At 37.6% G+C, this 23,219-nt stretch carries 18 protein-coding genes; 4 read left to right on the top strand and 14 right to left on the bottom strand.

Annotated elements, in window-relative coordinates:
- Positions 1-130: 130 nt before the first annotated feature.
- The 8 genes from FTU62_RS01460 to FTU62_RS01495 form a co-directional block, all read right to left on the bottom strand.
- Entirely contained in the window at positions 131-397 is a 267-nt protein-coding gene (locus FTU62_RS01460; protein WP_257223025.1) for a hypothetical protein, read from the bottom strand.
- 251 nt (positions 398-648) lie between these two features.
- Entirely contained in the window at positions 649-1,236 is a 588-nt protein-coding gene (ssb, locus tag FTU62_RS01465) for a single-stranded DNA-binding protein (RefSeq protein ID WP_180101611.1), read from the bottom strand.
- A 70-nt stretch (positions 1,237-1,306) separates the two neighbouring features.
- The gene (locus tag FTU62_RS01470) at positions 1,307-1,912 is read right to left on the bottom strand and encodes a hypothetical protein (RefSeq protein WP_180101613.1); all 606 of its coding nucleotides are present in this window, start codon (positions 1,910-1,912) and stop codon (positions 1,307-1,309) included.
- An 8-nt stretch (positions 1,913-1,920) separates the two neighbouring features.
- Positions 1,921-3,735 carry a site-specific integrase gene (locus FTU62_RS01475; protein WP_218948554.1) on the bottom strand — a complete coding sequence of 605 codons (1,815 nt, stop codon included), beginning with the start codon at positions 3,733-3,735 and terminating at the stop codon, positions 1,921-1,923.
- Between the two features lie 9 nt (positions 3,736-3,744).
- A complete protein-coding gene (locus FTU62_RS01480) occupies positions 3,745-5,811 on the bottom strand; it encodes a hypothetical protein (protein WP_180101615.1) in 2,067 nt (688 codons plus the stop codon).
- On the bottom strand, positions 5,804-6,934 hold the full coding sequence (locus tag FTU62_RS01485; RefSeq protein ID WP_180101617.1) for a tyrosine-type recombinase/integrase: 1,131 nt from the start codon (positions 6,932-6,934) through the stop codon (positions 5,804-5,806). Before FTU62_RS01485 ends, FTU62_RS01480 begins: the two co-directional genes overlap by 8 nt.
- 213 nt (positions 6,935-7,147) lie before the next feature.
- Entirely contained in the window at positions 7,148-8,512 is a 1,365-nt protein-coding gene (locus FTU62_RS01490) for an MFS transporter (RefSeq protein ID WP_180101619.1), read from the bottom strand.
- A gap of 155 nt (positions 8,513-8,667) precedes the next feature.
- Positions 8,668-9,753: a DUF475 domain-containing protein gene (locus tag FTU62_RS01495; protein WP_180002749.1), complete on the bottom strand. Its 1,086-nt coding sequence runs from the start codon at positions 9,751-9,753 to the stop codon at positions 8,668-8,670.
- 207 nt (positions 9,754-9,960) lie between these two features.
- Between FTU62_RS01495 and tenA the strand changes: the two genes are divergently transcribed.
- Entirely contained in the window at positions 9,961-10,626 is a 666-nt protein-coding gene (gene tenA, locus FTU62_RS01500) for a thiaminase II (RefSeq protein WP_180101621.1), read from the top strand.
- A 111-nt stretch (positions 10,627-10,737) separates the two neighbouring features.
- On the opposite strand, the gene FTU62_RS01505 is transcribed toward tenA, so the two are convergent.
- The 3 genes from FTU62_RS01505 to FTU62_RS01515 all read right to left on the bottom strand — a co-directional run bounded on the left by FTU62_RS01505 (position 10,738) and on the right by FTU62_RS01515 (position 12,406).
- Complete coding sequence (locus FTU62_RS01505; protein WP_180101623.1) at positions 10,738-11,460, bottom strand: hypothetical protein; 723 nt, start codon at positions 11,458-11,460, stop codon at positions 10,738-10,740.
- A gap of 189 nt (positions 11,461-11,649) precedes the next feature.
- Entirely contained in the window at positions 11,650-11,988 is a 339-nt protein-coding gene (locus FTU62_RS01510; RefSeq protein ID WP_078190528.1) for a GlpM family protein, read from the bottom strand.
- Positions 11,989-12,052: 64 nt separating this feature from the next.
- Positions 12,053-12,406 carry a DUF1304 domain-containing protein gene (locus FTU62_RS01515; RefSeq protein ID WP_180101731.1) on the bottom strand — a complete coding sequence of 118 codons (354 nt, stop codon included), beginning with the start codon at positions 12,404-12,406 and terminating at the stop codon, positions 12,053-12,055.
- Between the two features lie 253 nt (positions 12,407-12,659).
- On the opposite strand from FTU62_RS01515, the gene uvrA reads away from it, so the two are divergent.
- On the top strand, positions 12,660-15,491 hold the full coding sequence (gene uvrA / locus FTU62_RS01520) for an excinuclease ABC subunit UvrA (protein WP_180101625.1): 2,832 nt from the start codon (positions 12,660-12,662) through the stop codon (positions 15,489-15,491).
- Between the two features lie 114 nt (positions 15,492-15,605).
- Here the strand turns inward: uvrA and FTU62_RS01525 are convergent, their stop codons facing one another.
- A complete protein-coding gene (locus FTU62_RS01525) occupies positions 15,606-17,342 on the bottom strand; it encodes a P-loop NTPase fold protein (RefSeq protein ID WP_180101627.1) in 1,737 nt (578 codons plus the stop codon).
- Between the two features lie 227 nt (positions 17,343-17,569).
- Entirely contained in the window at positions 17,570-18,421 is an 852-nt protein-coding gene (gene blaOXA, locus FTU62_RS01530; RefSeq protein ID WP_373886312.1) for a class D beta-lactamase, read from the bottom strand.
- Positions 18,422-18,644: 223 nt separating this feature from the next.
- On the opposite strand from blaOXA, the gene FTU62_RS01535 reads away from it, so the two are divergent.
- Complete coding sequence (locus FTU62_RS01535; RefSeq protein WP_180101629.1) at positions 18,645-19,454, top strand: toxin-antitoxin system YwqK family antitoxin; 810 nt, start codon at positions 18,645-18,647, stop codon at positions 19,452-19,454.
- A gap of 59 nt (positions 19,455-19,513) precedes the next feature.
- On the opposite strand, the gene FTU62_RS01540 is transcribed toward FTU62_RS01535, so the two are convergent.
- Positions 19,514-21,220 (bottom strand): diguanylate cyclase, encoded by a 1,707-nt coding sequence (locus FTU62_RS01540; protein ID WP_180101631.1) that lies wholly within the window; start codon positions 21,218-21,220, stop codon positions 19,514-19,516.
- A 1,096-nt stretch (positions 21,221-22,316) separates the two neighbouring features.
- Here FTU62_RS01540 and omp33-36 point away from each other — a divergent pair.
- Entirely contained in the window at positions 22,317-23,198 is an 882-nt protein-coding gene (gene omp33-36, locus FTU62_RS01545; protein WP_180101633.1) for a porin Omp33-36, read from the top strand.
- Positions 23,199-23,219: the final 21 nt, after the last annotated feature.

The following is a 23,219-nucleotide window of genomic DNA, read 5'->3' on the forward strand; positions in this document are numbered from 1 at the left end:
ACAGACGTACTATCAATTAAATGTTTTCAAGAATATTGAGAGATACCGAAGAACTAGAAACCCTTATAGTAAGGAATCAAGGTTTTTTGTTTAATTTATATCCAAAATTCTTAAAATAAATTTAATTATATTAATCAAGTTTTAACCCAAAATTTTCAAGTACTAATTGCTTAGGATCTTTTTTCGAATTGAGTAAAACCCGTTGTTTTTTTAAAATATCTAAAGTATAGAAAAAGCACTTTTCACATAACTGCAATTCGTACCGCTCACCATCAGATTGAGAAAAATACCCCCAATTAGCAGCTAATGTAGCAAACTCTAATGTAGTTGATTGACCACAAATGTCACACAGGACATCACTTATGACTTCAGTTAATCTAAGTTGTTTTATCTCCATAAATTATGTCCTTACAGAAAGTTTAAATCTAATTTCTCGATACAAATTAAGAATCTATTACTCGTATCTTAAGAGAAAATTCTACTTTTAGATCCTATTATGAGGGAGGATTACACAACAAAATTAGTGATAAATATATGACTAAAAAAAAGTTTACAGAATTATTTCTAATATCTGTAAACTTCTTTTGTAACCAATTAAAACTAAAGAATAATTTTATAAACTTTACAAAATCATATCTTTAGGGTGTGTCAGAATGGAAGATCATCATCTAAATCTCCAGGTGCTGGAGCCGCTGGTGCTGCCGCAGGCTTAGGTGATTGGAAACCTTGATTCACATTGTTTCCCCCACCATAGCTTTTACCTTGATTGCCATAACCACCTTGGTTACCACTAGTTTGGTTGTTACTAAAGCCAGCTTGTTGATTATTATTGAAACGTGGCTGATTGTAGCCGCCATTGTCTCCACCAAAGCCTTGACCTTGTTCACCTTGTTGACGTTGACTATCAAGCATTTGCATTTGTTCACCACGAATTTCGGTAGTGTAACGTTCTTGACCATTTTGATCTGTCCACTGACGAGTACGCAATGAACCTTCGATATACACTTTAGAACCTTTACGTAGAAACTGTTGGGCTATTTCACCTAAACGGTTATGTAATACAATACGGTGCCATTCGGTTTGTTCTTTACGCTCACCAGTATTTTTGTCTACCCATGAGTCGCTAGTAGCAATAGAAAATTGTGTTAGCGATCCGCCATTAGGAAAAGTTTTAGTCTCAGGATCTTTTCCTAATGAGCCAATCAAAATGACCTTATTAACAGAGCCTCTAGCCATAATAACCTCTTGAATTAAATATCTTTAAATTTAAACTAACCAACAATAACTTACTTACAATATAAGGTTATTAGCTATCCTTAAAACCTTCCGCAATGGAAATAATTTTAGAATATTCTATCTCATTTTTCATTATTTGAATTTGATCTTTCGCCTCCTTCAATCTTTCACCTCCAAAATACTTAACTTCAAATTTTTTTATAATATTATTCAATTTCTTATGCCCACCAATTTTTTGATTTAACAAAGAACTTACTATATACAAATTTATTTCTAGATTTTGTATATAATTTTCATCATTCTGATGAACTGTATTTTCTAAAGTATGCTCCAATTGCACAAACTGAGCTAATAATTTACCATTCTTACACTTAAGATCTTGTATTTCATTATTTTTTTCCTCAATTATTTCTGAGAAAGATTTTTTAAGCTTATCTGCGGGCTCTACTTTAGCTAAATCTGATATTTGTTGGTCCAACTCTTTTAGCAAATCTGCATGGATATACGCTTTCGTTACAGAATTTTTCGCATACAAGGTGGTTTTCCCCACAAGAGAACCATCTTCAAATTTAGCATTATCAATAATTTTCTTTTTAGTGATTTTTGTACCACTATTTTTAAGCAATTCAAATGAACGCCTTATCGCTTCTTCAAATCTGCCTTTACTATTTGCCACAAATTTTCTCACTCACCCTGCATCTTTTCTTTTACTAGAATAGAACTTAACATCTTTTCTGCCTGATTAATGAATATTGTAGAATGCTCGATCAATTTTTCATTTTTACTGCCATCAATAACCTCTTGATGTAGCTTAATTCTATTTTGCCAATGTTCTTTTCGCGAATTATCAATTGTAAAATTAGGACATTGTAAACATAAAGAATCTGTTCTCTTTAATGGATCTAACCCTATTCCATCAGTACGACATAAAGCTAAATCTAATCCATTCTTTTGAATAAAGCAGTACCCATCTGAATGAGCAACAATACGCATATTATTACTTTGAATAAATTCATCTACGAAGTCAGCAATAGATTGAGAATCTAAAAAATTAGATTTAGCTTGAATCAGGCGACTGTAGCGTTCAAGTGTATCGCTGATTTTTCCACTTAATATTACTTTTCCTTGAAAAACTCTATTCAATAGATCAAATGCCAAATCCTGTTCTGTTTGGCCCATAAACTCCCAAATATTTTCATCATCTGTATATTTTTTTGTAAAAGTTGTACTATTGTGCTTCAGCATTAAAGACAATTCCTCAAGATCTCCTATCTCAAATCTCCAAGTCCATAACATCGCATATGCTCTTCTGAACATATGTGGTCTCAGTTTTATCCTTTCAAATTTTGCCGATTTGGCAAATTGCTCTAAAATAACATATAGACCATTCGTCGTAAGATAAAAGGTTTTATTGCCTTTTCCATTATCTGAATGACTGAAAGGTAGCTTTAGTAAAATTGTTTCATTTTTTGATTTTATTCGATTGTATGAAGTTAATTCTAAAATAACTAACATTGCATCCTTAACCTCTTGAATAACAGCTCTCTCTGTTCTTTTTCCTGTTTTCGTTTTCGCAGTCTTTTTCTCTAGACCAATAAGAATATCAATTTCATTATTTAATAATTTTAAAACATCAGTTTCCTTAGTAAGTGATAACTCATGCTTTCTTTCTGCTAATAAAATAAAAATTATTGTTACCGCAGCACCGTATAATGCACGTACTTTACTTTGTAATTCACTAGATTTAAAACCAGTCTGCTTATAAAACTTCAAATACATTGACCTATGATAAATAGTACTATCTGCATGTATTTGCATATATTTTCTTAATAATATCAACGTTTCTTCAGATTCTTTTACTAACTTAATAGCATGATTTAAAAGTGAAAAAATTTCTTTAGGGTAAAGTGTAGGAGTATGTTCATTTTGAGTTGAATAAGCCTTAGCTAAAAGATATGTCTTTTTTGTTTTAAAAGGGTCGAAGCTTAGCGATTCTTTTAGATATCGTCTTAAAGAATACGCATATGAAATTACTATTAATTTAGATAAAACTGTACTTTCCTTTAACCGCATCAACGATATGTGCTCACAAAATGAGACAATATCTTCATTTTTCACTGCTGCTAAATCAAAACAATGTCTCTCAAAACATAACCATTCATAAAACTGTCGGATATTGCGACAAATACCAGCTAAAGTACTAGTAGTATTACATTTGCTTTCTGGGGCCTCCATTATCCAATATCCTAGTTCTTTTGCAGCATTCTTCCAATAATTCCATCTATGAAATACGCCACTATAGTTTTCTAAACCATATAAATCCCATGTAATTGTGTATTTTGCCTTATCATCCGTAATAATATGAGGCCTGAGTTCCCAAACATCATCCGTATAACAATTTTTCAACCACGTTATATTAATAGGTGCGAAGTTATTATTTTTAACTGTACCAATATCTTGTTGGAATAAATAATCATAAAGTTCTGAATTTTCAATCATATTACTCTCTTAAGACAAAGGTGGAAGCTTAATATTGGCAGCAATGATCAAAGCATTTTTCTTATCTGATGCTAGAACATTTCCTAATAAAGTTTGGTATTTAACTAATCTTGGCAACCAATAATTTTCCCATCTAATTGGGTTTTCAAACTTCAATTTGTCTTCAGATACACTGATAATTCTTTCCCAAGCAATCCATTCTGCAATTACCTCATTATCTTTAAACCATATTCTTTTAGCATCACAACTGATCCATTCATCTACAGCATGGTCTGTAGTTGGACTTAATAGTTCCTTACTATTATAAAACTCAGGTTTCTTTGAATTTTCAACGAGAAAGTTCTGAAATTTCTTAGACTTACTAAACATAATTCCCTTAGTTGACAAACGATCAGTATAACGTTGTGTAGTCGAAGAGGACTTATGATTAAATAATCGCTGAACTGATGCTAAGCTATTACCAGTCAATACTTTTATTAACCCTATGGTAGGTCTAAAATTTTGCCCAGTACATTTACCTTGAACTAAGGGTAAAATAAAAGGATGATTTTCTGATAAATTAACTAAAAATCTCTTAACTATATCTACAACTGTAGTTGGATCTAAAGTATGGATACCTCTCCTCTTACTTTTATTATTGTGTTGTAAAAGTAATGGAATATCCTTTTGAAGAATTATTTTTTTTGTCTCTTCAAGGTCGATACTTTTCAGTACTAACGACATCCTCTCTGAATGCTTCATACACAATGCAATCATAGGATCAGTAGAATTTATATCTCTATTTGTTGGTGTTGACCTTTTCTTATCTATAAAGATATTTACTTTTCCCTCTTTGTTACTAGGCCTAAAACTTGATAGATAAGTATAAAAAGCGACAGAGTCTACATTTGGTGCTATATCAACATGAGATAATAAACCTACAATAAAAGGAGTCAATGTATGTGGGGTTGGGAAAAATGCAGAAAGAATCCGAGAGCTACTCCAATTTCTATATTTTAAATAGTCGCCTAGACCAATTGGCCATTTCTGCGATTCTGGTAAAATACGACCATAATTCGCGTAAAGTATAGACAATGCCAATTCAATACTCCTAGGATCTCTGTCATGTGAATCTATATAATAATCCTCAACCTCATTTAATTTTTTTTTAAGTTCAGATGATAATTTTTTTAGACTTTTATTTAATATATCTAAATCATCAGGGTCTTTAGAGCTTCCATTTAATAAGTCTTTAACTCGGCTAGTTTTCCATTTCTTAAAGCGAAAAAATTCCTCCATACCTTTAGGCCAATATTTAACCGCTGGAATATTATTTCCAAATTTTGAGTATAATATTTGAAAGGCTTCTTCTAGACTCCTTTCACGTAGAGGAAATTCTTTTGTAAAATTAGTAACACATCTGAGCTTATCTAAATCTTTATCATCAAGTTTTTTAATGATTTTCTCTACTTTATCCCAATCTTCTTCCCATTTTTTTATATCACTCACTGCTTTTTGATGAATGAGATCTATTGCACCTAAATCGTAAATGATAGTCTTAGCCTGAAGACGATCTAAATCGAAATGATCTGCAATATTTTGTATATCTTGATTATCAAAGTTATTGTCATCTTCAATATAGGTTCTTGCTATTTCACAAAAAGTTTCTTTAGGTTCAGCATCTACATTTTCAAAGCCAAGAGGTATTGGAAAATCTTCAATAACATTCTCGCTAATTAAAAGTTTTACAAACCCAGTAGCTCTTAAAAATTTTTGATACTTAGTTGTCAATACAATCTCTTCACAAGCATCTAAAAAAACTTTATATCTGATAAGTGTATATTCATCTATCTTTCCACTATTTTCTAAAAAAAATTCCAGTAATTTTCTTAGCTCACGAAAGACAGACTTACCTTTGCTTTGGGTTTTTAAATATTTTTTTAGAACACTAACTATTTCAGAAATATTTTCTAGGCTCGAGAAATGACTAAGATCAAACGTCTCACCATCAACTGTAATTTCCAATTTTGGAAAGTCTAGAACAGCATTTTTTTGCGGATGCTTTAATACTATTGGTTCACGTTTTAACTTAGTCATACATATCTTCCAAATAAACACCAGCCGTGTATATATCTAATGTCGAAGCATGACTATGCCTTGTGAGCGTCTTTGTAACCTGACGGGGATCACGCACATATTTTAAGTGCGTTATTTCTTTAAGCTTATCTGTAGCAAATCTATGTCTTAATCCATGCACCCATACATGTTGATATTTAGTCAGGTTTCCATTTTCAACGGCTTTTTGCCACCTGGCATTCAGCTGATTAGAAAACGTCCTATAATGTAGTGCTTTACCCGTTCTACATGATATAAACACCTGATAAGGCTCAATATATGCGTTTCTCTCACTGCGTGCTTTCTTCTTAAATTTTTTTATTAAGTGATTTCGCTCAGAGTTAATATAATCTAGAGTTTGCTTTAATAAAATTCCACTTACTGGAATTCGTGCCTTCTTCTTTCCTTTCGTTACCGTTAATTCAATAAAGGTATTCTTCTTCTCTATAATATTTTGCTCTACCGTCTCCCGTGATGGTATTTGATCAATGGTTAACTCACATATCTCATGTGCCCGTAATCCACAACTACGTCCCCATTCAAGCATCAAATTAAAGCGTATTTCTAAATCTTTAGACCTAAAGTGATCTTGGCTCAATAATTTCTCTATCCATTCATCTCTAGGCGCAATTTTTGGAGGAGATTTCTGTTTTTCATAGTATTTAATTAAATTATGTGTGAAGCCTTTTTTAGTTGGACGGATTCTTATTCTAAAATTTGCGTTATGCCCAATGAGATTATTGCAATACTTATTATTTTCACACCAAACTAAGAAATTAAGCACACTACTTAATATTTGTGCTATGTACTTTCCTCCTGTTGATTTTGGATTCCTACGCGCAATCTCATGTGCATAAGCTTCTAACCAATCATCATCTATATGATCAAACGTACATTCTGGATTTTCAACTTCCAACTGAGAAATAAAGTCATATAAATGTTTTGTATAAGTATATATGGTGCTATCTGCCCACAATACTCTTTGAGATAGAAAATATTTGAGTATAAGTCTGTTTATATTATGATTATTATCTAAAATTAAGGGAAATTTTTCATAAGATTTGCCAGCAAAGACTACCTCGGCAGCATAATCAATATATGCCATATATTCACCTTAATTGATTGAATCAACCATGCTTTATAACATAGCACTCAAACAAACTTAAGTGAATATACAGCAACCTCTGAGGAAAGCATAAACGACTCTTAGAGTAAAAATTAGAGCAGTCTATTTGTGAGCAAGAATGACCTTATTTACACCACGCATCAGACGTATTCTTCCTATTTGTTTCTATTATTTACTTTATAAGAGTTATGCTTAAATGGCTACCTCTTTCCCTAACAAGTGCGTTAAATGTTGTCGCGCAGATTCATCCATCTGCTGCTTATCCACTTTTACATAAGCCACTTGCTGGTCAGACATCACCACAACTTCTTCAATACCACGAATTGCTAAAAGCTGAGAAGTCCATTCATCCGTTTCTTTATCTTCAGGCAAACTGAAAACCATAGACGATAAATAACGCGGCTGAGCCAACCCAAAACTAATGATCAACCATAAAGTGGCTAGCCCTGTCAGGATGCCCCATCCCATTGCCGTATCATTTAGCAACAGAAGTTGCCCGCCAATCATACCACCAAAAAATGCCCCCAGAAACTGACTGCTGGCATTCACGCCCATGGCAGTCGCTTTGGATTGAATTGGAGCTGCTTTCGATAACCATGACGGTAATAATGCCTCCATCACATTAAATGCGATAAAGAATAAACCTAAGCCTGTCAGCAAAATATATTTTGATTCGAAACCAAAAATTAAGATGCCCAATCCTAAAATAATGCCACCAATGGCGGTCAAGAAAATGCCGCGCATTTTGCGATATTTTTCCGCCAAAATAATACTTGGAAATGCAAAAAACAGGCTCACGACCAAAAGCGGCAAATACACCAGACCATGTGAATGTAATGGAATATTAGCGAAGTCAATCAACTGAGATGGCACATAAATAAACATCGCTGTGAGTAGTAAATGCAATGCAAAGACTGAAACGTGCAACCGATTTAGATCAGGCATTTTCAGCACTTGCTTCAATTGCGTCAGATAACCTTGTTGGAAATTTCGGTGATGACGCGTCACTTTCGGCACCAACAGCAACATCGCAATCGCAGCAAGTCCCATGATGGTGGTCACCCAAAATAAACCCGAGATACCGACTAAACCTGTGAGCCAAGGTCCAAGGCTAAATGCCACCACAAAGGACAAACCGATACTCATCCCCATCATCGCCATGGCTTTAGTACGCTGTTCTTCACGTGTGACATCGGCTAACAAAGCCATCACCACCGCAGATACAGCGCCACCACCAGCAATCGCACGCCCGATAATTACGCCATAGATACTATCGGACATCGCCGCAATTGCACCGCCTAAAGCGAACAACAGCAGCCCGATCACCACCAACGGTTTCCGGCTATAACGGTCTGCAATCAGACTAAACGGGATCTGTAAAATCGCTTGGGTCAAACCATAAACACCAACCGCTAAACCAATGAGTGCCGGTGTAGCCCCTGCATATTGCTGACCTGCCACAGAGAAAACAGGAATAATCATGAACAGCCCCAGCATACGTAAGGCAAAAATACTACTCAAAGCAAAAGTTGAGCGTCGTTCAAGAGCATTCATCATAGCTGGTTAAAAATTCATTAATCTTGGAATGGGATTATAGGACATTCAGCTTAAAACGAAGCAGGATTTTTATTGATTTTAAATATCCTGATAATTGGACAAATAAAAAGCGCAGCTAATGCTGCGCTTTTTGGGAGATTTCAGGCAAATTTAAATTAGCCTAGACTTTCTTGGCGCTTTTTATATTGAATTGAGGCAATCACCGCCCAAACAATAAATGCCACACCAATCAGGCCCGTTACCACTTCAGGGACATGCAGACCTGTGCCACTCGCCAACATAATGAAGGCCAAAGCACCAATCGCATAATGCGCACCATGTTCAAGGAAGATATAAGCATCTAAGGTGCCTTTATCCACCAAGTATATGGTCATCGAACGCACGAACATAGCACCAATAGCAAGACCGAGCATAATGATTACCACATCAGAGGTAATCGCAAATGCACCAATCACACCATCAAAACTGAATGAGGCATCGAGTACTTCAAGGTAAAGGAAACCACCAAAACCTGCTTTGATCACGCCCGTCGGTACGCCATTTGCGTCATGTCCAACCGCATTACCGTTTTCATCAACTTCAGGTTCACCACCCAATAAATGACTCAGTACTTGGACACCGATATACACCACGATCCCCCAGATACCCGCCATCACTACCGCTAGACGAGAGACTTCGGCCACGTTTGCTGCCATTACCAATAACGCAATTAGAGCAATAAACACGGACATCGCAGGAACGTTTGCAAGATTGGCCAAACGGCGCTCTAGCCAACGGAACCAATGGGTATCTTTCCCTTCATCTAAGAAGAAGTTCAGGAACACCAATAATAAGAAAGCACCACCAAAGGCCGCAATTTCTGCATGATGGGCCATCAATTTAGCTGAATACTGAATTGGATCATTCAACGCCATTTGAACCACTTCCATTGCACCCATGTCTGCGGTCACAGCCACGATCACAATTGGGAAAATCAGACGCATACCAAAGACAGCAATCACGATCCCAACGGTTAAGAAAATCATTTTCCAAAAATGATCCCAACCACGGAGTACGGATGCATTAACGACGGCATTGTCAAAAGACAAAGACACTTCCATCACCGCTAAAATGGCAGTAATGGTCAGTGCTGTCAGCATGGCTTGCACGCCTGCATTTGGGCCATGATTCAGACCCCAATATGCAGAAATAGCAAGACACACGATCGTAAAGACGATTGAGAAACCAAAATGTTTCATCATGATAGATCGACCTATTCATTCAATAAGATTTCAAAATGAGGGAATACCCAGTTTGAAGCTAAGTTTATGGCGCAATTATGCCGCTTTTCAGAATTGAAACCAAAAATTATTCGTTACATTTTGAATAAACACTCTAAGATGGAGGCTCTCAAATACATCGCATCATGGTGTAGACCCGTCTTTCATTTTTAACGACAGGAATGTTCAATGCGTTTTTCTGAAGAAGTTTGGCAACGTAATACCGCGTTATATCAGCAGATTCTCCATCTACCGTTTAATCAGGAATTGGCTCAGGGCAGTTTAAGCCGCGACGCCTTTTGCCACTATGTCATTCAGGATGCCCATTATTTATTGGCCTATGGTCGTGCGCTTGCGGTGTGTGCAGCCAAGGCATTTGATGCCGACGATGTGATTCAGTTTTCTGAAGCCGCCAAAATTGCCATCGTGGTGGAACGTAGTCTGCACAATAACTTTATGCAAGGTTTCAACATCAGTAAAGAACAGTTTGAAAATACCCCACTGACCCTTGCCTGCCATCATTACACTTCGTTTCTAACAGCGACAGCATGGTCAGAAAGTTACCCTGTGGTCCTTGCCTCACTCCTGCCTTGCTTTTGGATCTATGCGGAAGTCGGCAAAGCCATTGTCAGCCAATCTGTGCCGAATAACCCTTACCAAGCATGGATCGACACCTACTCAGGTGAAGACTTCAATACCGCTGTACAAAACGTGATTCAAACTATTGATCGAGTGGCAGCCCGCTGTGATGCAGATACACGTGAAAAAATGCATGCGGCTTATACGAACGGCGCAAAATTAGAATGGATGTTCTGGGACAGCGCGTATCAACAGCGGACTTGGCCCATTGAATAAACCTGTGATTTAAGCTGTATAAAAATTTAAGGATCTAAAATTGCTTTTAGATCCTTTTTTAATGCGGTTGGATTCGTTTTTTAAAATGATCCTGCACGATCATTCAGTGTATTAGCGTTTAAAACGATACCATCCGAGGAAAACCCCCATCGCAATAATCACCAAAAAAATCGCAAAACGTGCTTCACGCAATTCACTGCGCGCTGCTTTGCGTTCCTGCATTTCTTCTGAATGAAATTGTGATTTGATCATCGGATCAAGTTGAGCAATAGCCAATAAATCCTTGGGCTTTTCACCTTTACCTAAAATCAAATACAGTCCTTTCACCTGCATTTCATTGAGTTTACCCAGTTCAATATTCAGTTGAGTTGCGTGTGCATTATAGTCAGGCACCCAATCTTCTACGCGGGCATATACATGGGCACGACTAGCATCAAAGATTGATGCATCCTGCACTTTCTTGCCAGTTTGATCTTCCAGTTGTTCACTCAGATCGGAAAATTGGGACAGTACATAGTCTTTTTTCTGTGCCAACTGCACGCCGTCAAAACCGTACTCTTGTATTTTTTGTGCAGGATTATTTTTTAATAATATACCTTGAGGAACGACTTTAAAGTCCAGTACGGTGTTATCAGGGACTTGGTTGGTTTGCAGCACCATATATACTACAGACCATAGCTGTTCATTTTGCGCGACCGCAGGCACGCTCACGCTATAGCGCTGCTCTTCTGCAGGGTCAATAAACTGTTCAAACGCGAGGATTTGACTGTCTTCAGCCCACAAGATTTGACTTGAAAACATGAGGCAGATGATCACCCAAAATTGTTTTAACATTATTTGCTCTTATCATGATTATTTGCTGTTCTGGCAGAATTATAATCAATTATTCAAATACTTACATTCAAAATCACACATTTAATGATTGGAAATTCATCATAATTTAAAGCAAATCTATTGTTTTATAAATGATCTAGAACCCATAAAAAGTTGATCTGAATCAGCACCGATATAGGCTTTTGATGCTTACTGAAAACTCTGCCATGCATAAATCAAAACAGCTGCAGCAAGCACCCAACTCAAAGTTGCCACACTCAAACATGCCGTTAAGCTCATACGTGTTGCGAGCAGATACACCATTAATAAATAAATGAAATATGGGATGAGAGACCAGAGTCCAAACAGTGCTGTTTTTTGTAATGCGGCTGCACCCTGATCATTTGCCACGATCACATGGGCAATCAACGCAAAAGTCGGAAACAATGGGACCAGTCCTGCAATATAAAACGCCTTACTTTTAGACAGCAAAGCAATTAATACCACAACAAAGGCACCCATTAAGCTTTTGAGAAATAAGGACAGCATGCCTAACCGTTTCCACAAATTAATTCATCACGCCACGTAGTCTACGCTTCAAAACATGATTTGCTTAGACAAAATTCACCACTATTAAAGCAATTAAGGCTGGCAGCGCCTGAATATAGATAATTTTTTTACTCGCAGTGATGCCGCCATAGATCCCTGCAACCAACACACAGCCCAAAAAGAAATTCGCCAGTGCAACAGCATAGCTTTCAGGTGCAAACAGTGACCAAATCAGCCCTGCTGCTAAAAAGCCATTATAGAGTCCCTGATTTTGTGCCAGCACCTTAGTCAGTTTTGCTTTTTCTGCACTATTGCCAAAAGTTTTCATGCCTAAAGGTTTATCCCAGAGAAACATTTCCAAAATTAAAAAATAAATATGCAAGAATGCAATCAGGGCGATGAAAATTTTTCCAACAATCATGTGATTTTCCTTTTTGTTTTAACTCGCTTAGGATAGATTGCCTAAACTGCCAAATGATGATCCATCCCTAACAGCTCAAACTGGATGAATGCAATTTTTCTATTAATTACCCTAGATAAAGTTTACAGCTTTGACAATAGGTTAATTTAGCCGTCATAGGCTGACGTTTAATTTCATTTAAATAAAGCTTGAACATTTTTCATGCGCTATCATATATAGGTTTTTCGATGAATCTTTTAGGACCCCTTGCATGAGCCAAAGCCATATCCGTATTCGAGGCGCACGTACCCATAACTTAAAAAATGTGTCACTCGATATTCCACGCGACAAGTTTGTGGTCATTACGGGTCTTTCTGGTTCAGGGAAGTCCTCTTTGGCTTTTGATACCTTGTATGCTGAAGGTCAACGTCGCTATGTCGAGTCCTTATCTGCCTATGCACGCCAATTCCTTTCGCAAATGGAAAAGCCCGAAGTTGACTCGATTGAAGGCTTGAGTCCTGCGATTGCCATCGAACAAAAATCAACGAGCCACAACCCACGCTCAACAGTGGGAACAATCACCGAAATTTACGACTATTTACGTCTACTCTATGCCCGTGTCGGCACGCCGTATTGTCCTGAACATGACCTCCCGATGGTGGCTCAGACTGTGTCTGAAATGGTTGATACCGTCAAAGGTCTAGAAGAAGGTACGGCGCTTATGTTGCTTGCCCCTGTGGTCCGTGACCGTAAGGGTGAATACACCAACTTGTTCGAACAATTACAAGGTCAGGGTTTTGTCCGTGCCCGTGTCGATGGTGAAGTCATTGATATCGACACACCACCCGAATTAGACAAAAAGAAAAAGCACACCATCGAAGTCGTTGTTGACCGTTTTAAAGTTCGTGATGACCTCGGTAACCGTATTGCAGAAAGCTTTGAAACGGCTTTACGCATGGGCGGCGATATTGCCATTTTGTCGTGGATGAAAGGCGAACAAGAAGATCGCGTATTTTCTGCTAAGCACTCTTGCCCTGAATGTGAACGTGCCGTTGGTGAACTTGAACCACGGCTATTTTCCTTCAACAATCCATTCGGTGCCTGCCCTGTTTGTGATGGTTTAGGCACACGCAGCCATTTTAGTGCTGACAAATTGATTCCCAATAATGAAGTTTCGATTAGCCAAGGGGCGATTCGCGGTTGGGACCGTCAACGTCCGTATTACTATAGCATGATCCAAAAAGTGGCAGATCATTTTGGTTATTCTTTAGACACACCGTGGAATGAACTCGATGCCGAGACCAAAAAGAAATTCCTTTATGGTACAGGCAAGGAAAAAGTTGACCTCAGTTATATTGATGAACGTGGTCGCTCGCATAAACGAGTACAAGCCTTTGAAGGGATTTTGCCGCATTTAGAACGTCGTTACCGTGAAACCGAATCAAACTACGTGCGTGAAGATTTGGCGCAGTATTTATCCAATGCTGCATGTGATGCTTGCGGTGGCTCACGTCTCAATGAAATTTCACGTCATGTTCGAGTTAAAGATAAAACCATCGCGCAGATCACTAAAATGTCGATTGGCGATGCTGAAAGCTATTATCAAGACCTCAACTTAAGTGGTGCCAAAGGCGAAATTGCCGATAAGATTTTCAAGGAAATTCGTGAGCGTTTGCACTTCCTAGTCTCTGTGGGTTTGAATTATTTAAGTTTATCGCGCTCGGCAGAAACACTGTCGGGTGGTGAAGCACAGCGTATCCGTTTGGCTTCTCAAATTGGTGCGGGCCTCATGGGCGTGATGTATGTCCTCGATGAACCCTCAATTGGTCTACATCAGCGTGATAATGACCGCTTGCTTGAAACCTTAGTTCGCCTACGTGACCTTGGTAATACCGTGCTCGTCGTTGAGCATGATGAAGATGCCATTCGAGCGGCTGACCATATTATTGATATTGGTCCAGGTGCAGGTGTGCATGGCGGTCATGTCATTGCCGAAGGAACTTATGATGAAATTTTGGCAAACCCTGACTCACTGACAGGTCAGTATTTATCAGGCAAGTTAAAAATCGAAGTTCCAAAACAACGTGTACAGCCACCCAAACCTGAAGAACAAATCAAATTGATGGGCGCTGCGGGTCATAACTTAAAAAATGTTGATCTGACCATTCCTTTAGGGGTAATGACCTGTGTAACGGGGGTGTCGGGTTCAGGTAAATCGACACTGATTAACCGGACATTATTGCCGCTTGCAGCAACCCAATTGAACGGTGCAACCACACTGACTGCGGAAAAATTTGACTCGATTGATGGCTTACAGTTCCTTGATAAAGTCGTCGATATTGACCAAAGCCCAATTGGTCGTACTCCACGTTCAAACCCTGCAACTTACACCGGTTTGTTTACCCCTATTCGTGAACTGTTTGCGCAAACCCCTGAAGCCAAAGCACGTGGCTATGCTGCAGGTCGATTCTCGTTTAACGTGAAAGGCGGTCGCTGTGAGGCCTGTGAAGGCGACGGTATGATTAAGGTTGCAATGCACTTCTTACCTGATATGTATGTGCCTTGTGATGCCTGTCACGGCAAGCGCTATAACCGCGAAACGTTAGAAGTTGGTTATAAAGGTCGTAACATTTCAGATGTCTTAGAAATGACGGTTGAAGATGCGATGCATTTCTTTGATGCTATTCCTGTGATTCACCGTCGTTTGGAAACCTTGAACCAAGTGGGCTTGGGCTATATCCGTTTGGGTCAGTCTGCAACCACACTTTCAGGTGGTGAAGCGCAGCGTGTGAAATTGGCACGTGAGTTGGCGAAACGTGATACAGGCAAAACCTTGTACGTGCTTGATGAACCGACGACAGGTCTGCACTTCCATGATATTGCCAAGTTACTCGACATCCTGCATGAGCTACGTAATAAGGGCAATACCATCGTGGTGATTGAGCATAATTTAGATGTGATTAAAACGGCCGATTGGATTGTGGATTTAGGCCCTGAAGGTGGTGCAGGTGGCGGTATGATTATTGCGGAAGGTACGCCAGAGCAAGTGGCGAAGAATAAAGTGTCACATACAGCGAAGTTCTTAAAGCCGATGTTGAAGTAATTGAATCCTCCCCAACCCTCCTTTAATAAAGGAGGGGGTATCCCATTATTAATTCAGTGGAGTTTCCCCTCTTTTTTTCCTTGCGCCATATATGGCTCAGGGTTAGGGGGAGATTTAGTTCTCTAGTCGAGTTATCAGATAATCCATATAATTTTTATAAAATTCAGATTCTTTTCCTTTTTCTTCATAGATTTCAGTGATCATTGTTCTAAAAGAAGCTTTAAAATTTGAGGCAGTAGGCCTTTCGAGTATTTTTTTTACTATATAGCTACTATTAATATCATTAAATCTTTCATCTTGGAGGATTTGAATAAATAACAGTTCTTTCCATTGTTGTTTATTCGCTTTTTCTACGGATAACTCATCCTCACTACTTCCAGCGCCATTAACAAATATTTTAAAAACAGCATCAACTAGAATTGGTAAATGTTCAGAACTCAACTCAAATTTTTCAATATAATCTTCAAAAACGGGTCTAATTTCACCTAATTGATTTATACCTATAAATGATCTTCTATTTCTAATCATTTGTTCATGTATCCACTCACATGTAATACATTCTAATTCGATCGCTTGATCGGAATGCCCAAATAGCTCTAGAAGTTTAATTGCAAAACTTATATTTCCTAAATTTTCTAAGCCTATTACTTTTTTTGTTATTTCAAATAAATCTTTAGGAAAATTTTCATCTGCTTGCAACTTCCAAAATTTCTTAGTTATTGCATGAAAACTTTTTGTATAGTCATTATTTTTTTCGGATATCAATTCAGAACTAGCTAACTCTTTTAATAAACCGAAATCCAGTTCATCTACTTGATCAAACCATTTTTTGAACTCACTAAGCCATACATCAGAATGTATAAAATTGTACGAAATATTCTGTAATGCTTTATATGTTTTAACTTTCCTCTCAGACCAATCTTTTTGATTATCTTCGAGAACCAATTGGATATCTTCCCATTGAAAATCATATTTAACACCAAAATCAGAAATGAAATAACCTTGTAGAATTCTAGTTAGAATAATTAGTTTAGTGGAATCGGCCACCACTTTAGGTAGTTGATCTAGAAACTGGCTATACAATTTTATGACTTTTTGAAAAAATCTAAAATTATGAATCTCTAACTCTTCAGCAAATTTAATCATCAAATTAACTAAATCATCATCTATATCTTTTGTATTTGCACGAATCAAAGGTTCAACAGATGTAATTTTTATGGTTTCATCAATCAACTTTTCTTTATATTCAGCATATTTTTTCTTATTCTCTCCTTCAGCTTTATCTTCATCTAAAATCAAAACGATCTGACAATTTCTCTCTAACTTCAGTTGATTAGCTAAGCCCATGACATCCTGAATTTTAATTTTTTCCGATAACCTTTCAAAATCATCAAAACAAATAATCGCATTTTTCACTTGAGAAAAAAGTAATGACTCTATCAATCTAGAGCTCGAACTCACACCATAGTGAGAAAGCTTTATATCTTTAAACTGATTTAATGTATTTTTTAAAAGCTGAGGTATTCCATAATGAGCATGTTTATATTGAGAATATGGATTCCAGCCAAGTTTGATGGCTATTTCGTTTTTAAGGGCATCAAGACTTTCGATACCAAATAGTGATACATAAGCATATTTCTTATTTTCAAAAACATTCAGATATTGTTGCTTGCTAATTTCATAGTAAAAATTTTCTTTTGTATCAAACTCCTTAATTGTCTGGCTTCTAAAAAAATTATTCCAAAAGAAAGTTTTTCCCACACCCCAACAACCAGTGATTGCAATTGCGATTTCTTTATTTGCATTTTTTCTAAAAATTTCTTCTAAACGTTGTTCTTGAGAATGGTTCATTTTCTTGAAATATTAATAACTTGTACCTTTTATATCTGCAAAAAAATATAAATTCAATCTCATAACGGCGACATGGATGTCGCCTGTTTGACTGGGGCATACGGATGTACTCTCAGTCAAACAAAACATTTTGCTTACTTCTGTGCTTTCAAAAGTAAGCATCTCCTACGCAATGGAAACTCAAACCCAATGCAAAGTGAGGACATGCAAACTCAAAACTCATAAAATTAGCGTAAATAATGAAACACACCTAACTTATCCAACACATCCAAAGTTAACTGCTTACGCTCCGCCACATCATCCCCTGCTGCCATCTGCATATTCAAACTAAACGCCGTGATCTTGCCATGACCATCATCCACCCAACCGGTATACCAACCGACTTGAGGGTCAACATCCATGCCCCAACCGCTCTTGGCATACAATTTTGCATCGCCACGACTTTCAATATAAAGCATGTCTTTGACTTGCCTTTGCACCGCGACATCAAACGGTAGTTTCTCTGTCGCAAGCTGATACGCAAATTGAGCTTCTTGTTCAGGCGTAATCTTTAACGGCCCTACCAACCAAAAATGATCCACCTGTTTGCCAATATTGGCATTGCCAAAACCAACCCGCTGGACTTCACTTTGCATTAAGTCGTGACCAATCCGCCGTGCCAACTGCTGATAAACCGGTACAGCAGACGCTTGCATGGCTTCACCCAAAGTCAGGTCTTTTTCCCATGACGGGAAAGCACGTTTTTCACCTTTCCATTTAAAAACTTCAGTGGCTGTCGCCTTCTGATGTTGCAAACCAATTAAAGCATTTAACATTTTAAAAGTAGATGCAGGAATGTATTCTGTCTGGGCACGCTGTAAGTCATTGCCATAATGACTCACGCGCTGACCATCAAATGTGACAAAAACTGCCTGTGTTTGTGCTTGATTAAATAAAGACAGAATCTCACTCACCCATGAATTTTCTAAATTGGCTTGAGCCGTTTGTTTTAAGTGTTGAGATGAATCCAACATGCCTTCATTTGCTGTACATGCGGTCAAACTCAGGACAGTCATCAACGATAGATATATTTTTTTCATTGCACTATTTTTATGGTGTTTAAAGTCCATAGTATAAGATGAAGTTCAAACCTGAATTGTTTACTTTTCAACAGTCTTCAATCTGTCGAAAACTCAGCATATCGACTATTTATTTTTAAACAAAACATCCTTATGATGACGCCTATCGTGGACTCAACAACCAATAATTTTTAATTTTTAATTTTTAATTTTTAATTTTTTAAAATATAAAAGCATACTAACAATGAATAAATTTATCTTAAGTTTCAGCCTCTTATTATGTCCAATATATAGCTTTGCCGATGGCTATCTGAATGAATACATGGTGCTGTTTGTCTCACAAGAAGACCCCGATCTTAGCCCATGGAAAGATAAGCTGCAGTGTAAAGCCCTCAGCACCCCGACACCACACAATGGGATCTTTGAAAATCAATATGTCTATGCCAATGGCAATGCCCTGACCACCATCTTTCTGAGTAATAGCAAAATTAAAAACGGTGAATGTGAACATCTCATTCACTTTCCAGATGGTATTCAAGGCTCAGGCGTATTTGAAAGTTTCTTCCCCAACGGCAAACCCCGTAGCCGCATTGCTTATAAAAATGGGGAGTACGAGGGCAAACTTGAGTTTTGGTTTGCCAATGGGATAAAAGAGCAAGAAAGTAGCATCATCAATGGTGAATCGCAGGGGGATTACAAAATTTGGCATCCAAATGGGCAACTGGCTTTTTCTCAAAATTATAAAAATGGGATCGAAAATGGCCTGCGCCAACGCTGGTACAGTAATGGTAAACCGTGGACCTATGCCAATTTTCAAAACAATAAATTGATTGGCGAGCTGAAAATGTGGTTTGAAAACGGCAAACTAGAACGCCAAGGTTATTATCGTAATGGCGTTCGTCATAACAGTTATAAAATTTGGTATGACAATGGGCAACCTGAAGCGGTGCTTCAGTACGATTTAGGCAAAATTACCCAAGCCCAGTGTTGGAATGAAGATGGTAGTCAAATGAACCAACAAGCCTGCAATAAATTATATAAAGATGAAGATTAATTGATTTTTCTAGCTAACTTTATGAATCTGCCAAGATATTTATGAATATCAAGCTGCGTTTAGGCTGAAACACGGTCACGCCCCGCAGCTTTGGCTTTAAATAATGCTTGGTCTGCGCGCTCTAATAAATCGATCCAGCTTTTGGCACCCACTGCAACACCAATACTCACCGTCACGATGAGATCTGCTTCGTCTTCTGCCAAATTGAAATTCACATGCTGAATATCATGCCGTATGGTTTCGGCAATGTGCTGGGCTTTGAGCATATCAATCCCCTCGATCAGGACTAAAAACTCATCTCCACCATATCGCACCACCAAGTCGGATGAACGAATATGTTGTCGTAATTGATTGGCAACATGTTGAATCACCAAATCGCCGACAATATGCCCATAGCGATCATTCACCTGTTTAAAGTGATCAATATCAATCACGATCAGTGCTGTATGTAAAAAGCCTGAATTTTGGCTGTCACGAAATTTAATATATTCATCTAAGGCAAAACGATTGGCGACATTGGTGAGTGAGTCAGTATTGGCAATATGTTTAAGCTGAAATTCAAAGGCATCACGTTGTTCCAACATGTTTTCAATATGCTGAATGGCATCAAATAAACTGAGATAACCTACTTTGGCAGGTTCAATCACGCCTTGATCCATTTGTCGGTGCCGAGCCAGTTTAAATAACTGATTACGAGCACGAATTAAAGGTTCAAACACCCATTTCTTGGCATAGAACATCGTTAATAATGCAGTCAGTAATGACACGAGCGAGACAAAAAGCGTGAAAATCAATTTATTTCGCGCTTCACGTTGTTCATCCGCAGCTACTTTGAGACTGTAATCTAAAATATAACTTTGCAATTCCACCACTGTGACAAATTTATTGACCATTGCATCAGTGAGCTGGGTGCCATCCATGTGATAACGCTGATGTTGAAGACTTTTTTGAGCCAAACCATCAATAATTGGCAAACCTTTATCTAAAAATTCCGTTCGTACCGCATGATGTAACTGTTTAAACTCGGGTGTTTTGTCATGTTCGGACTGCACGACATTGATCAATTCCCATAGATAGCGTGTTTGACGCTGGGTTTGTAAACTCCGCGCTAAATTTTGCTCTGGAATTTCCTGTTGAAATGATACCGCAGCCATAATATTTGATGCGACTCTTCCCGCCTGATCACGTAATTCTGCCAGTAATAAAATCAGCGTGTAATAGTTCGATACACGGGTATCTTTACCATGTGAATGATTGACCAATTTCTGCATGGCAATATAGCTTTGATCCCAAGCTTGGAACATCGCCAAAATGGCATAATCCAATTTTTTAGCTTCACGCTGTTGTGTCGGCAGCGCAATATATTGATCGACCGTTTTGCGACCCTGCAACAAATATGGATATAAATTGGACTCTAACTGCTGGGCGATCGGTGCAAAGCCCGTTTCTTTTAAAACTTTCAGTGTATCTTGATATTGCCGATCAACGCCTTGACGATATTCAGCCAACTCAATAATTTTTTGCTCGCGCTGTTCACCTTGACTCGACATTGCACTGTTAGCTGGCGCACGTTCACGGGAAATTTGGTTGGTTAAATCTGCCACCATTTTCAGCATCTGAATTTCTTTCAGCGCTTCGGCACTTTTGAGGTAATGTTGATTGCTGCTCACAATCAATGGAACACTGATAAATACGATAGACAAGACGATTACTAGCATCGCAAGTTGCAAGCGCTTACTAATATGCTCTGTTCGTAATGTTTCCATCTATTTTATGCCCCACACTTGTTGCATACCCCAACCCACTTCTCAACTAAACGCGGGAATATTTAAATTAATAACCAATAATTTATTAATTTGTAAAGTGAACATTTATAGCTCTAAATTCTATATAAATGTGCTTAATCTGTCACATTTTTATCACTTTTGAACGAGATAATTTGCTAAAAAACAGCAGCATATTTCAAAGCGAAATATTTTTTATTAACTTGTTTAAATAAATATTTACAATTGCAATAAATTGGTGCAGAATGCACCGTATTAGGGCACACTAGATTTCTTCCTCAGCAGAATATTTTAGTTTCCCGAAAATTTTGGCTAAAAAATCCTGATTTTCCTTGAAAATCAGGATTTTTTTTGTCTATATCACTTTAATTGAAAGATAAATAGAATTATTAACGCACCATAAAAGTGCATTGATTTCTACAAGATATTTGCTCTATATTTTATCTTTAATATAAAGTTGCATTTTTGAATAAAAAAAAGCCCAACCTTGGGGAAAGCTGGGCGAATAAAAAACAATAATGGAGAATCAGGGTCAAAGTCACACTTTTAAACCGTGTGACGACTCGATTGGCAAATTATGAATCAAATAAAACCTGATGTAAAGCCAAGTATTTCACTAGGATATTAAAAATATCACAAAGACACATATTTAAGTGACATATCCCTCAAACTTAAAACAAAAATGTCTATTTAATATACAAATAAGTGGTTTTAGCCCAACAATTCAGCAGTCAAAGTCCCGATTTATTACCTCAAATGCGTGAAAAGCGTTAGAATTTACCCACTACAATAAATGTTATTTTGAATTAAAATAACAATAATAATTGTTATTTTAGATTGAAAAGTTGTGTATTTTTTCAAGTGTATTTTTTTAATTAAGAATTTAATCAAACTTACTTAATTGTTCTCAATGATTTTTTTTCAGTGACTTATTAGTTAGAGTAAAAACTGAATTTCTTATTATGAAATAAAGATCTGAGTCAGAGACTGAATAATAACCTTTAGGATCATTGACTTAATATATTGTTACAATACAATGCTCAATGTTTAATCCATTTGTAACAACTGGTAGAAAATCATGAAAAAACTCGGTTTAGCCACTGCTTTATTATTAGCCATGACCGGTGCTCAAGCTTACCAATTTGAAGTTCAAGGCCAAGCAGAATACATCGACACAACTGCAAATGACAAAGATTTCATTGGTGGTGTTCAAGGTACTTACTACTTCAAAAATGTTGACTCTACAAAAGGTCCTTTAGCAGAAGCTGCATTCTTAAACCAAGCTTCTAACGTAGCTGTTGCTTACAACTACGGCGAAGTTGGTTCACAAGGTGTTGACGTAATTGCTCATAACTTTGGTGCTAAAGCTGAAGCTTATGTTCCAACTAAAGTTGTTCCTGTATATGCAAGCGCGTCTTACAGCCACACTATTTTAGATTCTAAAAACCAAGCATCTAAAGTATTAGAAGACAACGGCGACCGTTATGCATTAGAAGTTGGTGCGCTTCCAACTCAAAACTTCTTAGTTGCTGTTGGTTACACTAGCGTTGCTGACCAAGCTGCTGTTGACGCGTTCAACGTTATGGGTAACGGTGTTGCTAAAGCTGTTGCTGAAGCTACAACTATTGGCCAAGACCAAGACGCAATCACTGCACGTGCTAAATATGTTGGCGCAATCGACGACACTAACATGGCAATTGGTTTCGAATCAGGCATCATCTACGGTGATGACACTGCTTACCAATTCAAAACTGATCTTTTCGTAACCCCTAAATTAAGCGTTGGTGCTTCTTACGCTGAATCTAGCTTTGCTGGTACTCCAGACTCAGCTTGGGGCGCGAACGTAAACTACTTCATCACTCCTGCTGTTGCAGTTGGTGCTAGCTATGTAAATGCTAATGCTGAAGAAGTTGCGCTTGACACTCAAACTGTTGGCGTAAACGCTAAATTCCGTTTCTAATTCATATTAGATACTGAATAC

The organism is Acinetobacter sp. YH12126 (assembly GCF_013418745.1).
GTDB lineage: Bacteria > Pseudomonadota > Gammaproteobacteria > Pseudomonadales > Moraxellaceae > Acinetobacter > Acinetobacter amyesii.